The organism is Burkholderia sp. 572, assembly GCF_040545135.1.
In the GTDB taxonomy this organism is placed as follows: domain Bacteria; phylum Pseudomonadota; class Gammaproteobacteria; order Burkholderiales; family Burkholderiaceae; genus Burkholderia; species Burkholderia cepacia.
The window spans coordinates 30,715-51,315 of record NZ_JBEPLH010000022.1; the positions used below are offsets into that span (position 1 = coordinate 30,715).

Annotated in this window: 14 protein-coding genes; 9 read left to right on the plus strand and 5 right to left on the minus strand. The window is 69.8% G+C overall.

The window, feature by feature from the left end:
- Window positions 1–131 precede the first annotated feature (131 nt).
- The 4 genes from ABIC51_RS31875 to ABIC51_RS31890 all read left to right on the plus strand — a co-directional run bounded on the left by ABIC51_RS31875 (window position 132) and on the right by ABIC51_RS31890 (window position 2,591).
- Window positions 132–560, plus strand: coding sequence for a BCAL1086 family glycoprotein (locus ABIC51_RS31875; protein WP_021159399.1), 429 nt, complete (start codon window positions 132–134; stop codon window positions 558–560).
- A gap of 90 nt (window positions 561–650) precedes the next feature.
- Complete coding sequence (locus ABIC51_RS31880) at window positions 651–1,106, plus strand: Rrf2 family transcriptional regulator (protein WP_027787952.1); 456 nt, start codon at window positions 651–653, stop codon at window positions 1,104–1,106.
- A gap of 128 nt (window positions 1,107–1,234) precedes the next feature.
- Window positions 1,235–1,876: an NAD(P)-dependent oxidoreductase gene (locus tag ABIC51_RS31885; RefSeq protein WP_027787951.1), complete on the plus strand. Its 642-nt coding sequence runs from the start codon at window positions 1,235–1,237 to the stop codon at window positions 1,874–1,876.
- Window positions 1,877–2,120: 244 nt separating this feature from the next.
- A complete protein-coding gene (locus ABIC51_RS31890; RefSeq protein WP_006484401.1) occupies window positions 2,121–2,591 on the plus strand; it encodes an Lrp/AsnC family transcriptional regulator in 471 nt (156 codons plus the stop codon).
- 42 nt (window positions 2,592–2,633) lie between these two features.
- Here ABIC51_RS31890 and ABIC51_RS31895 read toward each other — a convergent pair whose 3' ends face one another.
- From ABIC51_RS31895 to ABIC51_RS31905, 3 genes are read right to left on the minus strand one after another with little or no spacing between them, the layout of a single operon-like run.
- Window positions 2,634–3,407, minus strand: coding sequence for an ABC transporter ATP-binding protein (locus tag ABIC51_RS31895; RefSeq protein ID WP_059695500.1), 774 nt, complete (start codon window positions 3,405–3,407; stop codon window positions 2,634–2,636).
- Between the two features lie 4 nt (window positions 3,408–3,411).
- Complete coding sequence (locus tag ABIC51_RS31900) at window positions 3,412–5,100, minus strand: ABC transporter permease (protein WP_175855967.1); 1,689 nt, start codon at window positions 5,098–5,100, stop codon at window positions 3,412–3,414.
- The gene (locus tag ABIC51_RS31905) at window positions 5,090–6,133 is read right to left on the minus strand and encodes a Fe(3+) ABC transporter substrate-binding protein (RefSeq protein ID WP_175897798.1); all 1,044 of its coding nucleotides are present in this window, start codon (window positions 6,131–6,133) and stop codon (window positions 5,090–5,092) included. Before ABIC51_RS31905 ends, ABIC51_RS31900 begins: the two co-directional genes overlap by 11 nt.
- Before the next feature lie 242 nt (window positions 6,134–6,375).
- On the opposite strand from ABIC51_RS31905, the gene ABIC51_RS31910 reads away from it, so the two are divergent.
- On the plus strand, window positions 6,376–6,537 hold the full coding sequence (locus tag ABIC51_RS31910; protein WP_006476417.1) for a hypothetical protein: 162 nt from the start codon (window positions 6,376–6,378) through the stop codon (window positions 6,535–6,537).
- A 148-nt stretch (window positions 6,538–6,685) separates the two neighbouring features.
- Here the strand turns inward: ABIC51_RS31910 and ABIC51_RS31915 are convergent, their stop codons facing one another.
- Together ABIC51_RS31915 and ABIC51_RS31920 are read right to left on the minus strand one after the other, a co-directional pair.
- The gene (locus ABIC51_RS31915) at window positions 6,686–8,053 is read right to left on the minus strand and encodes an amino acid permease (protein ID WP_059695504.1); all 1,368 of its coding nucleotides are present in this window, start codon (window positions 8,051–8,053) and stop codon (window positions 6,686–6,688) included.
- 291 nt (window positions 8,054–8,344) lie between these two features.
- Window positions 8,345–10,636 (minus strand): FUSC family protein, encoded by a 2,292-nt coding sequence (locus ABIC51_RS31920; protein WP_175897797.1) that lies wholly within the window; start codon window positions 10,634–10,636, stop codon window positions 8,345–8,347.
- A gap of 181 nt (window positions 10,637–10,817) precedes the next feature.
- Between ABIC51_RS31920 and recC the strand changes: the two genes are divergently transcribed.
- The 4 genes from recC to arfB are packed head-to-tail and all read left to right on the plus strand — an operon-like array spanning window position 10,818 to window position 20,552.
- Window positions 10,818–14,162 (plus strand): exodeoxyribonuclease V subunit gamma, encoded by a 3,345-nt coding sequence (recC, locus tag ABIC51_RS31925; protein WP_175897796.1) that lies wholly within the window; start codon window positions 10,818–10,820, stop codon window positions 14,160–14,162.
- On the plus strand, window positions 14,159–17,869 hold the full coding sequence (gene recB / locus ABIC51_RS31930; RefSeq protein WP_175897795.1) for an exodeoxyribonuclease V subunit beta: 3,711 nt from the start codon (window positions 14,159–14,161) through the stop codon (window positions 17,867–17,869). The genes recC and recB overlap by 4 nt, the downstream gene beginning before the upstream one ends.
- A complete protein-coding gene (locus tag ABIC51_RS31935; RefSeq protein ID WP_175897794.1) occupies window positions 17,866–20,151 on the plus strand; it encodes an AAA family ATPase in 2,286 nt (761 codons plus the stop codon). The genes recB and ABIC51_RS31935 overlap by 4 nt, the downstream gene beginning before the upstream one ends.
- A complete protein-coding gene (arfB, locus tag ABIC51_RS31940; protein WP_021162067.1) occupies window positions 20,148–20,552 on the plus strand; it encodes an alternative ribosome rescue aminoacyl-tRNA hydrolase ArfB in 405 nt (134 codons plus the stop codon). The genes ABIC51_RS31935 and arfB overlap by 4 nt, the downstream gene beginning before the upstream one ends.
- Window positions 20,553–20,601: the final 49 nt, after the last annotated feature.

Here is a 20,601-nt window from a genome sequence, read left to right on the forward strand (position 1 = left end):
CGATTGAATCAGACGAGTCCGAAATTGAAAGCCATTTTTAATGGCGGGACGTGATTGGCCCTGTTCAACAGGCGGTATCATCGACGTCGGTCCAACCACGAGGCCGCGCCACGCGCGGCCGGAGATTGCTGATGAAGATGAAGACTTCGCGGGCGCGTCGCGTGCCCGGGTCCGTACTGGCGGCCGTGGCCGCCGGTGCGTTGCTGTTGCTCGCGGGCTGCGAGAAGTCCGGTGCGCCGGTCACGCAACCCGATACGGCCGCGAGCGCGGCCGCCGATGCCGCGAACAATGCGGCCAAGGCGCTCGACCAGGTGGCGAGCACCGTCAACCAGCAGATCAACGCCGCAAAGGCCGGCATCGCGTCCGCGGCGTCGGCCGTGCCGCCGCTGTCCGCGAGCGGCCTCGCCTCCGCCGCGCAGGCGCAGATCGACGCGGCTGCTTCCGCGGTCGTCGCGCATGCGGCTTCCGAAGCCGGCGCGAAGATCGCCGAAGCCGGCAAGAAGCTGCAGCAGTGGAGCCAGCAGAATGCGTCGGGCGCCAAGCCCGCGAGCGGAGAGTGACGCGGGCTTGCTTGATCCACAAAATGTAATTATGATGGTTACACATGTCGCCGGCCGCAGGATGGGCCGGCGTCGTCAAGTGAGTGAGGAATGAATACCAGCAGCCGGTTCGCGTTTGCCGTCCACGTGCTTGCCTTGCTGTCGATGCAGGAAGGCGTGCCGCTGTCGTCCGACATCATCGCGGGCAGCGTGAACACGAATCCGGCGCTGATCCGCCGCTTGCTGTCGATGCTGGCGGCCGCCGGGTTGACCACGTCGCAGCTGGGCGCGGGCGGCGGTGCGCTGCTGGCGCGCGAGCCCGGCGCGATCACGCTGCTCGACGTATATCGGGCGGTCGACGATGCGCAGCTGTTCGCGCTGCACCGCGAGGCGCCGAATCCCGCGTGTCTCGTCGGGCGGCACATCCAGGGCGCGCTGACCGACTACATCGGCGACGCGCAGCGCGCGATGGAAGCCTCGCTTGCCACGCGCACGCTGGCCGACGTCACGGCCGACGTGCTGGATCTGGAGCAGCGCACGCAACATGAGGCGCGCGCCGGCGGGTAACCGGCGGCAGGGCAGGAAGCCGGACGGCGCGTTTGCGCGGCGACCGGCGCAACGGGGGCTTTGCCCCGTTTTTTTCGGTCTTATCTGTAATTGACTTTGTTACATATTTTGCTTACTGGAGAATCGACATGACGCAACGTACCCTGAATATCGCGCTGTTCGGCGCCACCGGCACGATCGGCTCGCGCATTGCCGCGGAAGCCGTGCGACGCGGCCATCGCGTGACCGCGCTGTCGCGCCATCCCGGCGCGGCCGGCGACGGCATCACCGCGAAGGCGGCCGATCTGTTCGACGCGGCCAGCATCGCGGCCGCGCTGCCGGGTCATGACGTCGTCGCGAGCGCATACGGCCCGAAGCAGGACGATGCGGCGAAGGTCGTCGCGGCCGCGAAAGCGCTGGTCGCCGGCACCCGCCAGGCGGGCCTGAAGCGGCTCGTGGTGGTGGGCGGCGCGGGTTCGCTCGAAATCGCACCGGGCAAGCAGCTGGTCGACAGCGAAGGCTTTCCTGAAGCGTACAAGGCGCAGGCGCTCGCACACCGCGATGCGCTCGGCTACCTGAAGACGGTCGACGACCTCGACTGGACGTTCTTCGCGCCGGCCGCGATGATCGCCCCGGGCGAGCGCACGGGCACGTTCCGCACGGGCGTCGGCAAGCTGATCGTGGATGCGCAGGGCAACAGCAGGATCTCGACGGAAGACTACGCGGTCGCGTTCGTCGATGCGCTAGAGCAAGGCAGCTTCGTGCGCGAGATCGCGACGGTCGCGTATTGAGCGGCGCGCCGGCCGGCGCGTGAGCATCGGGCCGGCCGCGACGTGCAGGAACGCCAGGCGATCCCACCTTGACGGGCGGGATCGCCTGTTTCGTCTGGAGCGGGCCGCGTGCCGGCGGACTCACCCGTCCCGCGCGTGTACCGGATCGGTATTTATACCGGTCGACGCGGCGAGGCGGTTTTCATATTGTTCCCCGTTGTGCAGGATGAATAGAATAAATTTCTATCTACGAGGGACTGGAGAAATGGACGCCATCGATCGCAAGCTGCTGGAGCTGTTGCAGGCGGATGCCACGCTGCCGATCGCGGAACTGGCACAGCGCGTGAACCTGTCGCAGACGCCGTGCTGGAAGCGCGTGCAGCGGCTCAAGGAAACCGGCGCGATTCGCGCGCAGGTCGCGCTGTGCGATCCGCGCAAGCTTGGGGTCGGCACGACCGTGTTCGTCGCGATTCGGACGAACCAGCACACCGAGGAATGGGCGCAGCGGTTCACGCAGGCCGTGCGCGACATGCCGGAAGTGGTCGAGGTGTACCGGATGAGCGGCGAGACCGACTATCTGTTGCGCGTCGTGGTGGCCGGCATCGACGATTACGACCGCGTCTACAAGCAGCTGATTCGTACGGTGCCGCTGTTCGACGTCAGCTCGTCGTTCGCGATGGAGCAGATCAAGTATTCGACCGCGCTGCCCGTGCGCGACCTTGCCGAGCCGGCGTAGCGCGGCAATGAAACGGCGCGGGCGTGCAGCGCGCCCGCGGGTTCAGCGGCCGCGCGCCAGTGCGCGTGCGCGCTCGTCGGCCAGTGCGTCGCGGCGCACGAAATCCGCGACGAACGGGCTGGCCGGATGGTGATGCAGTGCGTACGGCGTATCCCATTGCGCGAGCCGGCCATCCTTCATCACGCCGATCCGGTCGGCGATCGCGAAGGCTTCCGCCTGGTTGTGCGTGACGAGGATCGCGGTGTGGCCCGTGCGTTTCAGGATGTCGCGCAGCTCGAACGCGAGCCGCTCGCGCGTATCGACGTCGAGATTCGAGAACGGCTCGTCGAGCAGCAGCAGTTCCGGTGACGGCGCGAGCGCACGGGCGAGTGCGACGCGTTGCTGCTGGCCGCCCGACAACTCGTGCGGATAGGCGCTGCCGGAATCGGCGAGGCCGACGAGATCGAGCATTTCCGCGACACGCATGCGCCGTTCGGTCTTCTGCATGCGCCGCAAACCGAACGCGACGTTGTCGGCCGCGCTGAGGTGCGGAAACAGCGCGTAATCCTGGAACATCATGCCGATGCGGCGCCGCTCGGGCGGCACGTCGAGCGACGGCGCCGCAACGGGCGCGCCGTCCAGCACGATGCGCCCCATGCGCACCGGTTCGAAGCCGGCGATCGCGCGCAGCACGGTGGTCTTGCCGCAGCCCGACGCACCGAGCAGGCAGCCGATGTCGCCGCGCGGCAGCGCGAGGCTCAGGCCGTCGACCACCGTGCGGCGGCCGTGCGGCGTGTCGTAGGCGAGGCAGAGGTCATCGAGTTCGAGCAGGTTCACGGTGTCAGGCTCCGATCTTGTGGCGGGTGCGGGCGAGCAGGATCACGGGCACGAGCCCGGCCAGCACGATCGCGAGGGCGGCGACCGCGCCTTCCTCGTAGGTGCCGCGCGCCGCTTCGGCATACAGCCAGGTGGCGAGCGTGTCGAAGTTCAGCGGACGCAGCAGCAGCGTCGCCGGCAATTCCTTCATGGCGTCGACGAACACCAGCAGTGCACTCGTGGTGAGCGCGGGCCGCAGCAGCGGCAGGTGCACGCGGCGCAGCGTGCCGCCGACCGTTTCGCCGAGCGAGCGCGCCGCCTGTTCCAGCGACGGCGGGATGCGCGCGAGGCCGGCCTCGATGCTGCCGGCCGGGATCGCGAGAAAACGCACCGTGTAGGCGATCACGAGCGCGGCCGCCGAGCCCATCAGCAGCAGCCCGTCGCGGCCGAGTGCCGCGCCGAACAGCCGGTCGGCCGCTGCGAACGGGATCAGCAGGCCGATCGCGAGCACGGTGCCGGGCACCGCATAACCGAGGCTCGCGATTCTCGCGCACACGCGGGCCGGGCCCGCGTGTGCGCTGTCGCGTTGCGCGCGCGCGGCCCATGCGACGACGAGCCCGCACGCGAGTGTCGCGACGGTGGCGGCGGTGGCGATCGTCAGCGTGTTCGCGAGCCCCGTCATCAGTTGCGCGGACACGCCGCCGACGAGATGCAGCCGCTTGGCCGTCTCGACCGCGAGATACGCGGCCGGCGCGCCGAAGCCGAGCAGCACGGGCAGCCAGCCGAGCACGGCGGCGCCCCATGCGGCCGTGCCCGTCAGGCGGCGCGGCGCGATCGGCCGCATGCGCCGGCCATGCGCATAGCGCTGGCGGCGGCGCCCGTAGCGTTCGAGCACGATCATGCCCACGACGATCGCGAGCATCGCGAGCGCGATCTGTGCGGCGCCGGCAAGATCGGACCGCGTGATCCATGTCGTGTAGACGGATACCGTCAGCGTCTGCACGCCGAGGAATTCCGATGCGCCGATATCGTTCAGCGTTTCGAGCAGCGCGAGGCTCACGCCGACCGCGATCGCGGGCCGCGCGAGCGGCACGACGACGCGCCAGAACGTGGCGATGCGTCCCGCGCCGAGCGTGCGCGCGGCTTCGAGCAGGCTCGCGGACTGCGTGACGAACATCGCGCGCGTGCTCAGGTAAACATAGGGATACAGCACGAAGCCGAGTACGAAGATCGCGCCGGGCAGCGAGCGCAGGTCGGGCAGGCGGAACTGGCGCGGGCTGTCGAAGCCGAGCAGCCAGCGGACCGCGCCCTGTACGGGGCCGATCGGGTGCAGCAGGTCGAGATACGCGAACGCGACGATGTAGGTGGGAACCGCGAGCGGCAGCAGCAGTGCCCATGTGAGCACGCGGCGGCCGGGAAAGTCGTATGCGGTGACGAGCCACGCGCAGCCGGTTCCGACGATCGACACGATCGTGCCGACGCCCGCGAGCAGCAGCAGCGTATTGACGAGCGCCTGCGGCAGCACGAATTCGGCGAGATGCCGCCAGTGCGCGAGATCGGCGTCGAACGCGGCGGCCACGAGCACCGCGAGCGGCGCCGCGACCGCCGCGGCGATCGCCAGCGCCGCGAGCAGCCACAGGCTGCCCGCGCGCGGCAGCAGGCGCGGCCGGCACGCCACGCGGCGCGCGCCGGCGGTGGTTGCGTCAGTTGTCAAAACCGACCTTGTCGACGAGCTGGCTCGCCTGCTTGCGATGCTTCGCGATGTCCGCCAGCGGCAGCGGGTCGATCTTCAGCGTCCCGAAGCCGGCGATCACCGGATCGAGTTTCACGTTCGCGCGCACCGGGTATTCGTAGTTCGCCTGCGCATACAGCGCCTGCGCTTCCGGCGACACGAGGTATTCGAGCAGTTTCACTGCGTTGGCCTTGTGCGGCGCGTGCTTCGCGACCGTCGCGCCGCTGATGTTGACGTGCGTGCCGCCGCTCTTCGCGTTCGCGAACGTCGGCCGCACGACCTTGATCGCATCGCCCCACTTGCGTGCGTCGCTGCCGGGCTCCGCATTCTTCATGTGGCCGACGTAGTAAGCATTCGCGAGGCCGACGTCGCAGATGCCGCCGAGGATGTCGCGTGCGACGTCGCGGTCGCCGCCCGTCGCCTTGCGCGCGAGGTTCGCCTTCACGCCGCGCAGCCACTTCTCGGTCGCGGCTTCGCCGTCGTGCGCGATCATCGCCGCGACGAGCGCCGTGTTGTACGGATGCTGGCCCGAGCGGATGCAGACCTTGCCCTTCCATTTCGGATCGGCGAGATCCTCGTAGCGGAACGCATCGACCTTCAGGTCCTTCTCGACGTACAGCACGCGATCGCGCAGCGACAGCGCGTACCAGTCGCCGTTCGCGCCGCGCAGGTTCGCGGGAATCGCGTCGTCGAGCATCTTCGAGCGCACCGGCTGCGTGAGCCCGCCGTCGACGAGATCGAGCAGGTTGCCGACGTCGACCGTCATCAGCACATCGGCCGGCGACTGCGCGCCTTCCGCCTTCACGCGCTCGAGCAGGCCGTCCTTCACGAACACCGTATTGACCTTGACGCCGCTCTGCTTCGTGAACGCTTCGATGAGCGGCTGGATCAGCTTCGGTTCGCGGGTGGTGTACAGGCTGACTTCCTCGGCCGCGTGGGCCGGCGGCGCGAAGGCAGCGGCGGCAAGGGCGAGGGCGCCGGCGAGCGGCAGCAGGCGGGTGCGCGGATTCGACATGAAGACTCCGGAGGGGCAGGTGGACGAAGGGAGCGTTCCGGGGCGCGCCTGCCGCTCGAGCGACCCGGAATATTACAAAATGAAAGACTCGGGATTCTAGATCGAAATGGGAACCGTTATCAAATGAAAGATAACGACGAGCAGGCGGAGGACGGGAAAGGGGTGCGGAAACGGGGCGTCGCGGGACGGGCGCAAGCGCGTAGAATGCCCGCTTCGATGAATTTGACGGAGTCGCCCCGACCATGAACGATCAGCGCAAGAAGAACCCAGTCCGCAACGTGAGCATCCTGATCGTCGTGGCCGTGCTGCTCGTGATCGGGACGATCCTGTACAACGCGATTTCGCAGAAGCACGCGTACGACGAAGCCCATCCGGCCGAGGCCGCGAGCGCCGCGTCGCACTGACGTGCCGATGCGCGGCCCGGCGGGCCGCGCACGTGGCGTCGAGGTGAAGGGGACGAGTGCCCGGCTGTTGGCGCGGCGGATGCCGCGCGGAGCCGGGAACGAAGCGGGCGCCGGAACCGGCGCGCCGCGTACGCCGGTCAGCCGTGCGTCAACGTGACGCAGGTGCGAATTTCGGGCGGATCCGTGCGTAGAACACGACCGCGAGCAGCGCGAGCCACGCCGCGCCGACATACAGCGCGACACGCGTGTCCTCGAACCAGCCGAGCATCACGATCACGAAGCCCATGAACGCGATCGTCAGCGCCGGCGCGACCGGCCACAACGGCACCTTGAACTTCAGCGCCGCGACTTCGGCGCTCGACAGCCGGCGGCGCATCGCGACCTGCGACAGCAGGATCATCAGCCAGACCCACACGGTCGCGAACGTCGCGATTGCCGCGACCATCAGGAACACGTCCTTCGGCATCAGGTAGTTGAGCAGCACGCCGGCGAGCAGCGCGACCGCCATCACGAGCACCGTGACCCACGGCACGCCGTGCCGCGAGGTCGTCATCAGCACGCGCGGTGCCTGGCCCTGGCGCGCCATCCCGAACATCATCCGGCCCGCGCCGAAGATGTCGCTGTTGATCGCGGAGATCGCCGCGCTGATCACGACCAGGTTGAGGATCGTCGCGGCCGACTTCACGCCGAGCGCGGAGAAGATCTGCACGAACGGGCTGCCGTCGCTGCCGACACCCGTCCACGGGCTGATCGACATCAGCACGACCATCGTCAGCACGTAGAACAGCAGGATGCGCGCGGGCACCGCATTGATCGCGCGCGGAATCACGCGCTCCGGATCCTTGGCTTCGCCGGCGCTCATCCCGATCACCTCGATCCCGCCGTACGCGAAGATCACGACCGACAGCGACGCGATCAGCCCGCCGACGCCGTTCGGGAGGAAGCCGCCATGGTTCCACAGGTTCGCGAACGTCGGCACGTCGGCCGAATGGCCGAAGTGCATGCCGGTCAGCAGGATCGCCACGCCGCCGCCGATCATCGCGACGATCGCGCCGACCTTGATGATCGACAGCCAGAACTCGAGTTCGCCGAACACCTTCACGTGGCACAGGTTCAGCCCGCAGATGATCGCGACGACGCCGAGCACCCAGATCCATTGCGGGACATCCGGAAACCAGAAGCCCATGTAGATGCCGAACGCGGTGATGTCGGCGATCGCGACGATCACCATTTCGAGCGTGTAGGTCCAGCCGGTGACGAAGCCGGCAAACGGGCCGAGGTTCTCGGTCGCATAGTGGCCGAACGAGCCGGCGACGGGTTCGCGCACGGCCATCTCGCCGAGCGCGCGCATCACCATGTAGACGGCCGCGCCGCCCAGGATGTACGCCAGGATCACGGCCGGGCCCGCGAGCTGGATCGCGGACGCCGAACCGTAGAACAGGCCCGTGCCGATCGCCGAACCCAGCGCGAGAAAGCGGATGTGCCGCGCGCTCAGGTGGCGCTGCAAGTTTTTCATCGTGTCTCCGATATCGTTATGCGACGGACCGGGCGAGCGGGGCCGGTCCGATTGCGTCAAGTTGTCTATACAACTTGAATGTGAACGAATGATAACAAGCCGGGCCGGATGACCGGAATCGGGTATTCCCTGACTGGCGCGACGGGCGCAACAGGGGGCATGGCGGTCGCGCATGGAAGGCGCGGGCCGCCTGGAACGCTCGGGTCATGCTTCGGGGATCGCTGAATCGGGGAGCGCCGGTGGCCGATCCGCGGCATGCGCGGGCCGGCCACCGGCGGGGTAAAGCCGCGGTCAGGCGGGCAGGCGGATCACGCTCGCATCCTTGCGGATCAGCAGCGACGACGCGAGCATCTGCTTGCACTGATGTGCGAGTACCTTCAGGTCGTGCGTGAGCTCGGCACCCACCGCATCGGATTTCTCCGCGGACACGACCATCGCGTCGAGGTCGCGCGTGATCTGCTTCGACGCGTCGAGCTGATCGGCGGGCGGCGGCTCGCCGGCCTCGGCCTTCTCGAGATTGTCGAGCACGGCGGCGAGGCCGCGGTGCAGCGCATCGTCGTGAAGGATGTTGCCGTCGGCTGCGCAGGCCGTGCGGATCAGCGGCGCGGCGGCCGTGATCTGCGCGCCGAGCACGTGGGTCTGCACGAGCAGGTCGTTCAGTTCCGGCACGAAGCGCTGGTGCGCCTTCGGTTCGATCATCATCCGCTGGAACGCCTGCCCGAGATTCGCGAACGCGATGTGCACGTCCTTGCGCGCGAGGCGGTAGCGGTAGTCGTCGTCGAGGGTCGTGGCCGGCGCCTCGATGGCCGCGGCGACCACCGGCACGACGGCCGCGCCGTCGGCGGCCGGCACGGGCGGCGGCGACACGCCGCGCCCGGCCCGCCACACGGCCTCGAAATACTTGCGGGTCGCGGTGAGCATGTCGGCCACCTGCTTGCCCATCAGCCGGTATTCCCAGTACGGGAACAGCCGGCTCGCGGCGATCGCGATCATGCAGCCGACCACGGTGTCGATCGCACGCTCGCCGATGATCCGCATGCTGCCCGGCGCGAGCAGGTGGAACATCAGGAGCACGTACGACGACGTGAACACAACGCTCGCCGCGTAGTTGAACAGCAGCAGGCTGTAGCTCATCACCATCGACCCGAACATGATCGCGATCAGCAGGTGCGGCTCCTTCACCGTATAGATCAGCGCGATGCTCGCTGCGCAGCCGATCAGCGTGCCGATGATCCGCTGCGCGTTGCGCTGCTTGGTGAGCGAGTAGCCGGGTTTCAGGATGATGATGGTCGTCATCACGATCCAGTACGCGTTCGTGAGCGGCAGCAGCCGGCCGAGCCAGAACCCGACCGCCACCGCGATCGTCACGCGCAGCGCGTGGCGGAAGCTCGGGGAACGCATGTTCAGGTTCGAGAAGATCAGGAGCGGCGACATCCGGCGGCGCTGCAGGAAGCGCGTGAGCGCCTTGTCGATCTTCAGTTCGGTTTGCTGCGGATCGGCGTGGCCCGACAGGTTGCGGCGCATCCGGTCGATCAGGCGCGTCGCGCTCCAGATGCGCCGGAACGTGGCGAGCACGGCCGCATACGCCTCCGCGTTGGTGGCCGGGAAGTTCTTCTTGCGCATCAGCTCGATCTCGTACTCGATCGCACGCAGCTCGGCCTTCACGCTGATCCGCGAATGCGGGGCGCGGTTTTCGAGCACCGCGAGGCCGATCTCCTCGAGATCGGCGGCCGCCTTGCCGATCAGGTCGCGATAGAAGATGATCAGGTCCGAGCCGCCGAACGTGTTGCGCACCAGCGGGTAATCGGTGTGCGCGCCGACGAACAGCTCGTGCAGGTCGACGCTGTTGATGAACAGGTTGTACATCGTCGTGCGGCCGGGATCGAGCTTGCCGCGGCGCAGCTTCGGCAGGTTGCGCAGCACGATGTCGCGCGCGGTTTCCTGGGTTTCGACCGCCGTGATCTGCTTGGCGACGAGATTGCGGTAGCACTCGTCGAGATCGGCATCGAGGTCGTAGAACTGCGCGCGCGCGAGCAGGTAGTCGGCGCAGGCGAACAGGCTCTCGGCCAGCGCCTGCTGCTCGATCCGGCGCGCCTGCCATCGCGACACGAGCGTGGCCCAGTACGTGTACCAGAGGCCGCCCGCGAGAATCCAGCCGGCGTTGATGAACGCCTGCAGCGGCGTGAACTTCTCCTCGAGCGTCATCACCATCATGAACAGCGTCGCGAAGCTGATCTGCGGCCAGCGGTTGCCGTAGACGACGATCAGCGACAGCACGAAGGTGAGCGGCACGATGGTGAGCCACAGCACGAAGATGTTCGGTGTGGCAAGGCCGGTCGCGAGCGCGGCCAGAAAGCCGATCACGCTGCACGCGAGCATTTCGTTGTGCTTGTACTTGAGCGGGCCCGGCATATCGACGACGCAGGCGCCGAGCGCGCCGGTCGAGATCGTGAAGCCGAGGTCGCGGTTGTGAAACACGATCAGGCACAGCACGGCCGGCAGCGAAACGCCGACCGCGATCCGCAGGCCGCCGAAAAAGTACTGGCTGTAGAAAAACTTTCTGATTTCGACCGAATAGCGCATCGATGGACTGAATGGCAGACGAAGACGCCCGGGGCGGCGTATTGACTGGCGACGAGTCTATCGTATTTCGCGGTCCGCAAAACCTGGCTTTCCGGCCGAGGTTCGCGGAGGCGGTCCATTTGCTATCCTTGGTGATCCTGTTCGCCCGGCCCTGCCCGCGCGAGGTTCCGACGCCTGCTTCATGCTCCATCTCTACTATTCGAACCGTCACGAAACGCTGGCCGACGCGCTGCTCGAGGATCTGGCCGCGTTCCCGGCCCGCAACGGCCCGTGGGCGCCGCAACAGGTCATCGTGCCGAGCGCGGCGCTGCGCCGTCGCCTCGAGCTCGACATCGCCGCGCGCAACGGCGTATGCGCGAACGTCGAGTTCACGTATCTCGCGCAGTGGCTGTGGGCGCAGATCGGCCGCGTGCTGACGGTGCCCGCGCGTTCGCCGTTCGCACCCGACCGCCTCGTGTGGCGCTGCTACCGGCTGTTCGCGCAGGCATCCGACGGTGCGCCGTGGCTCGCGTCGCCGCGGCTGGCCGCGTATCTGTCCGCGTCCGACGATGCGATGCGCTACGAGCTTGCCCATCGCGTCGCGGCCGTGCTCGACCATTACCTGACCTATCGTCCCGAGTGGCTCGCCGCGTGGCAGGCCGGCGAGTCCGTGCTCGCGGGCGACGGCGCGCCGCGCGGGATCAGCGACGCCGCGCGCGACGACGAGCGCTGGCAGGCCGCGCTGTGGCGCGCGCTGCTCGCCGAGCTGAGCGACAGCGGCACGCCGCCGGCGCACCGTTTCCTCGTCGAGGCGCGCCATCTCGATCCCGAAACCGTCGCGCGCGCACGCACGCACTGGCCGGAATCGGTCAGCGTGTTCGCGCTGCCGACGATGCCGCCGCTGCACGTCGCATTGCTGCGCGAGCTGTCGCGCTGGATCGACGTGCGCGTCTATGCGCTGAACCCGTGCCGCGAATTCTGGTTCGACATCGTGACCGCCGCGCATGCCGAGGCGCTCGACGCGGCAGGGCGCCTCGACTACCAGGAGGTCGGCCATCCGCTGCTCGCCGAATGGGGCAGGCAGACCCAGGCGCAGCTGCACATGCTGCACGAACTGACTGAAAGCGCCGCGTCGGGCGACGCGTCGCGTTTCATCGAGAATCCCGCGCCGACGTGGCTCGCGCGTGTGCAGAACGCGATCCTCGAACTGCGGCCCGAGGCCGAAGCCGGCGATGCCCCGGCCGAGCGCGGCATCGAGGTGCACGTGTGCCACAGCCTCGCGCGCCAGCTCGAGGTGCTGCACGACCGGCTGCTCGCGTGGTTCGACGCCGACGCGAGCCTGCAGCCGTCCGACGTGCTCGTCGCGGTCGCCGATCTCGCGGCGGCCGGGCCGTTGATCGACGCCGTGTTCGGCACGGCCGGCAGCGGCGGTGCACGCGTGCCTTACCGGATCACCGGCCTGCCGCCTTCGCAGGCGAACCCGGTCGCGCGCGTGCTGCTCGACTGGCTCGCGTTGCCGGAGCGGCAGGTCGGTGCGCCCGAGCTGGTCGAATGGCTGCGCGTCGACGCGGTGTCGGCACGCTACGGCATCGACGCGACGGCGCTCGAGACGGTGCAGACCTGGCTCGCGGCCGCCGGTGCGCGGCGCGGGCTGTCGCCGCTCGCGAGCGACGATGCGGCCGTGCCGTCGCCGCGTCATACGTTCTCCGATGCGCTCGCGCGGCTCTTTCTCGGTTATGCGATGCCGGAAGGCGCGGCGCCGGTCGGCGCGTGGCTGCCGATCGAAGCGGCCACCGGCAGCGAGGCCGAACTGCTCGGCCGGCTCGCACGCTTCACCGACGACCTCGACGGCTTCGCTCGGCGGCTGGCCGAATCGCATACGCCGCACGGCTGGAGCGAACTGTTCGCCGACACGCTCGCGCGTTTCTTCGATTCGGGCGCCGCGTATGCGGATGCGCTCGCGGGCGTGCGCGACGCGCTCGACGCGATGCTGGCCGCGATGACGGAGGGGGCGCCCGACGAAGCGCTGCCGGCGGCCGTCGTCCGGGCCGGGCTGGCCGCCGCGCTCGACGACCCGGCACGCGGCGGGGTGCCGTGGGGCGGCGTCACGTTCTCGTCGCTGACGAGCCTGCGCGGGCTGCCGTATCGCGTCGTCTGCCTGCTCGGGATGGACGATGGCGTGCTGCCGAGCCTCGCGCGCGCGGACGAATTCGACCTGATGGCCGTGTTGCCGAAGCTCGGCGATCGCCAGCGCCGCGACGACGAGCGCAACCTGTTTCTCGACCTGCTGCTCGCCGCACGCGACCGGTTGCTGATCGCGTACACGGGCCGCAGCATTCGCGACAACGCGCCGTTGCCGCCCGCGGCACTCGTCGACGAATTGCTCGACCATCTCGCGCTCGTCACGGCAGGCCCCGACGCCGCGCCGGACGCGGTCGATGCCGCGCGGCGCGCGTTCATCGTCGAGCATCCGCTGCAACCGTTCGCGGCCGCGTATTTCCAGCCCGGCAGCGCGCTTGTTTCCTATGACGCCGAGCGGGCGACGCTCGCGTCGCTGCTCGCCGCCGAAGCGTCGCGCGACGGCCTGCGCGAATTGCCGTTCTTCGCGCAGCCGCTGCCGGCCGAACCGGTCGAGCCTGTCGCATTCAGCGAATTCGAACGCTTCTGGCGCCATCCGGCGCGTGCGTTGCTGCGCGGCCGGCTCGGCATCGTGCTTGCCGACGCGCAGGCCGAACTGCTCGATACGGAACCGTTCGCGCTCGACTTCGCCGGCAGCGATGCGCTCGCCGAGCGCGTGCTGCCGCTGCTGATCGAATCGGACGAGGGCGGCGTGCACGATCATGCGCTGCGCATCGCGGACGCGAGCCCCGAACTGCCGGGCGGCGCGACAGGCGCCGTGTGGCGCGACCAGGCACTCGGCTCGATGACGCAGCTGGCGTCGAACGTGCGTCGTGCGCTGGCCGACGGGATGGAGCGGCGGTCGTTCTCGCTCGCCGTCGTGCCCGCGTGGCCCGATACCGAGCAGGCGCTGTTCGGCGCGCACGACGCGCTGCTGTCGGGCGACGCGGTGAGCGCGCCGCTTGAACTGCACGGCACGCTGAACCGGCTGACGCAGGCCGGGCAGATCATCTACCGTTATGCGAGGCCGAGTGCGCGCGACTACCTGTCCGCGTGGCTTGCGCATCTCGTCTACTGCTCGATCGAGCCCGGCGGCCCGCGCCGCACGCTGTGGTTCGGCAGCGGCGGCGCGTTCGAGCTGACGCCTGTCGCGGCGCCGCTCGAGCAGCTCGCACCGCTTGCCGCGCTGTTTCGCGCGGGGCGGCGCATGCCGCTGCGGTTTTTCCCGCGCAGCGCATGGGCGCGGGTGTCCGACGGCGAGGCCAAGGCCGCGAGTGTCTGGATCAACGAACGGGTCGTGAGCGAAGCCGACGATCCGGCCATCGCGATCGCATGGCGCGGCGCGCATGCGTCGCTCGACGAGCCGTTCGCCACGCTCGCGCGGCTCGTGTTCGATCCGCTCGTCGAGCATCTGAAGGAGGTTGCATGAGCGCCGTGTCGCAGCCGCAGCAGGCGCTCGAACTCGACGTGTTCGCGTGTCCGCTCGATGGCGTCAACCAGATCGAGGCATCGGCCGGCACCGGCAAGACCTGGAACATCTGCGCGCTCTATGTGCGCCTGCTGCTGGAAAAGGATCTCGGCGCGGACGAAATCCTCGTCGTGACCTTCACGAAAGCGGCGACCGCGGAGCTGCACGAGCGGATTCGCGGCCGGCTCGCGCAGCTTGCGCATGCGCTCGACACGGGGGACGACGGCGGCGATCGGTTCATCGAGCGCCTGCTCGAGACGACGCTCGGCGAAGGTGGCGAGCTCGATCCCGAAACGGCCGCGAAACGGATCCGGCGTGCGCTGCGCGCGTTTGACCAGGCGGCCATCCATACGATCCACGCGTTCTGCCAGCGCGCGCTGCAGGAAGCGCCGTTCGCGGCCGCGATGCCGTTCGCGTTCGACATGGAGGCCGACGATGCGTCGCTGCGCTTCGAACTCGCGGCGGATTTCTGGCGCACGCGCGTCGAACCGGCGGCCGCACGCTGGCCGGGTTTCGCGACCTGGCTCGTCGAATCGGGCGCCGGGCCGGCCGCGCTCGACGCGCAGCTCGCGCGCCGGCTGAAGAAGCCGCTCGCCGCGCTGCGCTGGGACGGCGTGACCGAGCCCGACGAATCGGCCGAGGCCGCCGCGGCCGAATGCTTCGCGGAGGCCGGGCGGATATGGGCGGCCGAGCGCGAAGCGATCGATGCGTTGCTGCGCGCCGCGCAGCCCGCGCTCAACCAGCGTTCGCACAAACCCGAAGCAGTTGCCGATGCGCTCGCCGCATGGGCCGCGCATTTCGCGCAGGGCGACGCGACGGCTGCGCTGCCGAAGGCCGCGCTGAAGCTCACGCGCACCGCGCTCGTGAAGGCGACGAAAAAAGGCGGCGCGACGCCCGAACACGCGTTCTTCGACGTGGCGGACGCGCTCGAGGCGGCCGTGGCGGCGGCTGAAGCCGCGCAACGCGCGCGCTGGCTCGCGCTGATCGCCGAATGGCTCGACATGGCGCCGGGCGAGCTGGCCGAGCGCAAGCGCACGCGGCGCATCGTGTCGTTCGACGATCTGCTGGCGAACCTGTACCACGCGCTGCATGCGCATCCGTGGCTCGCCGAGACGCTGCGCGCGCGCTATCCGGCCGCGCTGATCGACGAGTTCCAGGATACCGACCCGCTGCAGTTCGCGATCTTCGACCGGATCTTCGCGCCGGGCGGCCCGCTATTCCTCGTCGGCGATCCGAAGCAGGCGATCTACAGCTTCCGCGCGGCCGATCTGCATACCTATCTGGCGGCGCGCGCGCGGGCGAGCGCGTGCTACACGCTCGCGGTCAACCAGCGCTCGACGCCCGCGATCGTCGATGCGTGCAACCGCTTCTTCATGTCGAATCCGCGCGCGTTCGTGCTGGACGGGCTCGACTATTACGCGGTGCGTGCCGGCACGCGCGTGCGCGCGCCGTTCGTCGACGAAACCGATCCGGGCCCGGCAGGCGACTTCCGGGTGTGGGCGTTGCCTGGCGGTGAAGGCACGTTGCTCAAGCGTGATGCGCAGGCACAGGCCGCGCAGGCCTGTGCCGCCGAGATTGCCCGGCTGATGCGGGGCGCGCGCGTAGGGCGCGTGCGGCTCGGCGAGTCGCCGCTGTCGCCGGGCGATATCGCAGTGCTCGTGCAGACGCACCGGCAGGGCAGTCTCGTGAAGCGCGTGCTGGCCACGTGGGGCATCGGCAGCGTGGAACTGGCGCAGGCCTCGGTGTTCTCGACCGGCGACGCGGAGCAGCTTGAACGCGTGCTGGCGGCGATCGATGCGCCGGGCGACCTGCGACGGCTGCGCGCGGCGCTCGCAGCCGACTGGTTCGGCCTCGATGCCGGCGCACTGTGGCGGATGGAGCAGGGCGACGGTGATGCATCACACGAAGCGTCCGCGGCCGACAGTGCCGACGCGATGAGCTGGGTCGAGCGCTTCTCGCGGTACCGGCTGCTGTGGCGCGAACGCGGTTTCGCGGTGATGTGGCGCACGTTCACGCGCGAATTGCGGATCGCCGAGCGGCTGATGGCCGGCGCGGACGGCGAGCGTCGCGTGACCGACATCAACCATCTGGCCGAACTGACGCAGGCACGCGCGTCCGCGCAGCCGGGCATCGCGCCGACGCTGCGCTGGCTTGCCGCGCAACGGCTCGACGGCGGCGGCGAGGAAGCGCAGTTGCGGCTCGAATCCGATCGCAACCTCGTGCAGATCGTCACCGTGCACAAGTCGAAAGGCCTCGAATACGCGATCGTGTTCTGTCCGTTCCTGAACGACGGCGGGTTGCGCGAGCCGCCCGCGTCCGCGTTGCCCGATGCGCGCGAATACCACGACGATGCGGGCGACGCGGTGCTGCATTACGGGTGCGACGACGAGGCGGCCGCGCATGCGGCGCAGCAAGCGCTGCGCGAGCAGGCCGCGGAGCGCGCGCGGCTCGTCTACGTGGCGCTCACGCGTGCGGTCTATCGCTGCTACGTCGTCGCCGGGCCGTACCTGTCGTCGCGCTCGACGCGCGAGGCGCGACGCAGCGTGCTCAACTGGCTCGTCGCCGGCGCCGGCCAGTCGTTCGATGCATGGCTCGACGAGCCGCCCGACGAAGCCGCGCTCGATACGGCGTGGCACGCGCTCGCGGGCGGCCCCGTAAGCGTCGCGCCGCTGCCGGCGCCTGCGCGCCCCGAGCGTCTGGCGGCCGGGCACGACGCGTCGCAGACGCTCGCGGCGCGCCATGCGACGCGCGTGCTGCGCGATGCCTGGCGGATGGCCAGCTTCAGTTCGCTGACCGCGTCGATGGCGCGCGAGGAGGCGGGCGTCGCGGCCGTGCCGGATGACGAACTGCGGCCCGACCACGATGCGCTCGCCGCGGTCGCGCCGGATGCCGAGTGGCTGTCGGCCGATACGGTTGCGCCCGAACCGCCGGACGACGACATCCTCGTGTTCCCGCGCGGCGCGGCGGCCGGCGAGTGCCTGCACCGCCTGTTCGAGCTTAGCCGGTTCACCGAGCCCGAGTCGTGGCCGAAGGCCGCGCTCGGTGCGCTGCACGACCGGCCGGTCGAGGCCGGGCCCGAACTCGCGACACGTCTGCCGGCGATGATGGTGCAACTGGTCGATGACGTCGTGCACACCGAGCTCGTGCCGGGCATGCGGCTCGTCGATCTCGATCCCGCGAAGCGGCTCGACGAAATGGGGTTCCTGTTCCCGGCGCCGTCGCTCGACCTGATGGCGCTACGCCGCCTGCTGGTCGCGCACGGCTACCCGGACGTTGCACTGGAGGCGGGCATGCTCGCCGGTTTCATCAAGGGTTTCATCGACATGATCGTCGAACACGACGGCCGCTTCTGGATCGTCGACTGGAAGTCGAACCATCTCGGCACGACGCCGGACGCCTATGGCCCGCGCGCGCTCGACGTCGCGATGGCCGACCACGCATATCACCTGCAGGCGCTGCTCTATACGGTCGCGCTGCATCGCTACCTGCGCGGGCGGTTGCCCGATTACGACTACGACACGCATGTCGCGGGCTACCTGTACCTGTTCGTGCGGGGTGTACGGCCCGGCTGGCGCAGCGGCGGCGAGCCGGCCGGCGTGCATGCGCGGCGGCCCGCGCGCGCGCTTGTCGACGCACTCGACCGGGTGATGGAAGGGGGCCGCGCATGAACGCGCAGGACGATACGCTCGAATTCACCGGCGGCCTCGTCGCGCGGCTGCCCGAGCCCGCCGATTTCGGCATCGCGCTCGCGGAAGGTTTCGCGCGGCGGATCGGCGATCTCGCTCGCCGCGCCGGCGCGCCGGCCGCGGCCGCGCGCTGGGCGGCGCGCGCCGCGTTCGCGACGAGTCGTGCGACGGCAGGCGGCCACGTGTGCGTTGCGCTCGGCGCGCTCGCGCAACGCTACGAAACACCGCTCGACGAGGTTCGCGCGGCGCTCGCCGCGAGCGGCGTGGTCGCGTTCGGCACGCTCGCGCGTGGCGACGAGCGGCCGCTGATCGTCGACCGCCACGACCACCTGTACCTGTCGCGCTATTTCGACTACGAACGGCGGCTCGCCGATGCGCTCGTCGCGCAGGCCGGTGCGACCGTGCCGGACGAAGGTCTCGCGCCCGACCGGCTGCGCGACAGTCTCGCGCGTTACTTCGGGCCGTCGAACGGCGAAGTCGACTGGCAGCGCGTCGCGGCGATCGTCGCGCTGACCGGCCGCGTGACGATCGTCAGCGGTGGCCCGGGCACGGGCAAGACGACGACCGTCGTCGGTGTGCTGGCCTGTCTGCTCGATGCGCATCCGGGGCTGCGCGTCGCGCTGGCCGCGCCGACCGGCAAGGCCGCGCAGCGGATGCAGGAGGCACTGCATGCGCGGGCCGGCGACCTGCCGCCCGAACTCGCGGCGCGCCTGCCCGATACGTCGTACACGCTGCACCGGCTGCTGGGCGGCGGCGGGGCGGCCGGTTTCCGGCATCATCGCGACAATCCGCTGCCGTACGACCTGATCGTCGTCGACGAGGCATCGATGATCGACGTCGCGCTCGCCGCGCATCTGCTCGATGCGCTCGCGCCGGGCGCGCGGCTCGTGCTGCTCGGCGACAAGGATCAACTGGCCGCGGTCGAGGCGGGTGCCGTATTCGCGGAGCTGAGCGCGCGACCCGCGTTTACCGCCGCGGCGCGCACGCGCATCGCGCAGGCGCTCGGCATCGACGAGGCGGCATTCGTCGCGGCGTTGCCGGTGCAGGACGAGGCCGCGACCGTGGTCGCAGCCGTTCCCGCCGGGCATCCGGTTTCCGCCGCGGCCCGCGCCCCGGCGCCGCCATCGGCCACCACACGCAAGCCGGCGTCGCGACGGAAGGCCGATGCGCGACAGGCATCGCTCTTCGACGACGAACCGCAGGATGACGAAGTTTCGTCGTCCAACGTCGCGCCGCCGCCGGCCGAAACCGGTGAAACTGGCGACGCAGGCGAGGCCTCCGCATGGATCGAGGTCGACGAACTGGCGTGGCTCGACGCCGTCGAGCTGCCGCCGTTCGACGCCGGCGACGTGGCGCTTGCGTCGGTCACGTCGAACCCGCCGGGCGAACCCGCCGCCGCGTCCGCCGCGCCCACGCCCGCACCGGCACCGCTCGCCGACTGCGTCGTCTGGCTCGAACGCAACTACCGCTTCGGTCTCGATTCGCCGATCGGGCGGCTGTCGCTCGCGATCCGCAGCGGCGACGTGCAGGCCGCGCTCGACGCGCTGCCCGCCGACGATTCGGCGGCTGCGTCGTTCCATGACGATGCGGGCGAGTCGCTCGCGACGTCGACGCTCGAGCGGCTTGCGCGGCGGTTCGGTGCTTACCTCGACGCGTTGCGCGACGCGCTGGCCGCGCCGGTGCCCGATCCGCTGCCGCTGTTCGACGCGCTCAACCGGTTCCGGATCCTGTGCGCGACCCGCAGCGGCTTGCGCGGCGCGGAGCACGTCAATGCGCTCGTGGCCGCGCACGTGCGCCACGCGGCGCGCGTGCCGCTGGCGGTCGGCGCGCACTGGTTCACGGGGCGGCCGATCATGGTGACGCGCAACGACTACGCGCTCGGGCTGTTCAACGGCGATATCGGCATTGCGCTGCCCGACGCGCACGGCGTGCTGCGCGTGTGGTTCCGGCGTGCGGACGGCACCGCGCGCGCGGTGTCGCCGGCCGCGCTGCCGCCGCATGAAACCGCGTTCGCGCTGACGGTCCACAAATCGCAGGGCTCGGAATTCGACGAAGCCGCGCTCGTGCTGCCGGCATCGTTCGGCCGCGTGCTCACGCGCGAACTCGTCTATACGGCCGTCACGCGTGCCCGCACGCGCGTGCAGGTGATCGGGCCGCGGCGCGTGCTGGCGCAGGCGGTCGCGACGCGCACGCAGCGCGATTCGGGGCTCGCGGCACGCGTCGACGAGGCGCTGGCACGGCGCCGCATGGAGGCGTCGCGATGATGATCCGCTATACGCTCGATCCGGCCGAGGTCGAATGGACGGCCGTGCGCGCGCAAGGCGCCGGCGGGCAGAACGTGAACAAGGTGTCGAGCGCGATCCACCTGCGCTTCGACATCCGTGCGTCGTCGTTGCCGCCTGTCATCAAGGAGCGGCTTCTCGCGCTGTCCGACCAGCGCATCACGCGCGACGGCATCGTCGTGATCAAGTCGCAGGAATACCGCACCCAGGAGAAAAACCGCGAGGCCGCGCTGGCGCGCCTCGATGCATTGATCGCCGGCGTTGCGTTCACGCCGCGCGCACGGGTCGCCACGCGGCCGACGCGCGCGTCGAAGGAGCGGCGGCTCGAGCACAAGTCGCGCCGCAGCGCGGTGAAGTCGGGAAGAGGGAAGGTGATCGACTGACGAATGGTCGGGCGGACGAGCCACGGGTGCGGCAGCCGGGCGCTCGCAC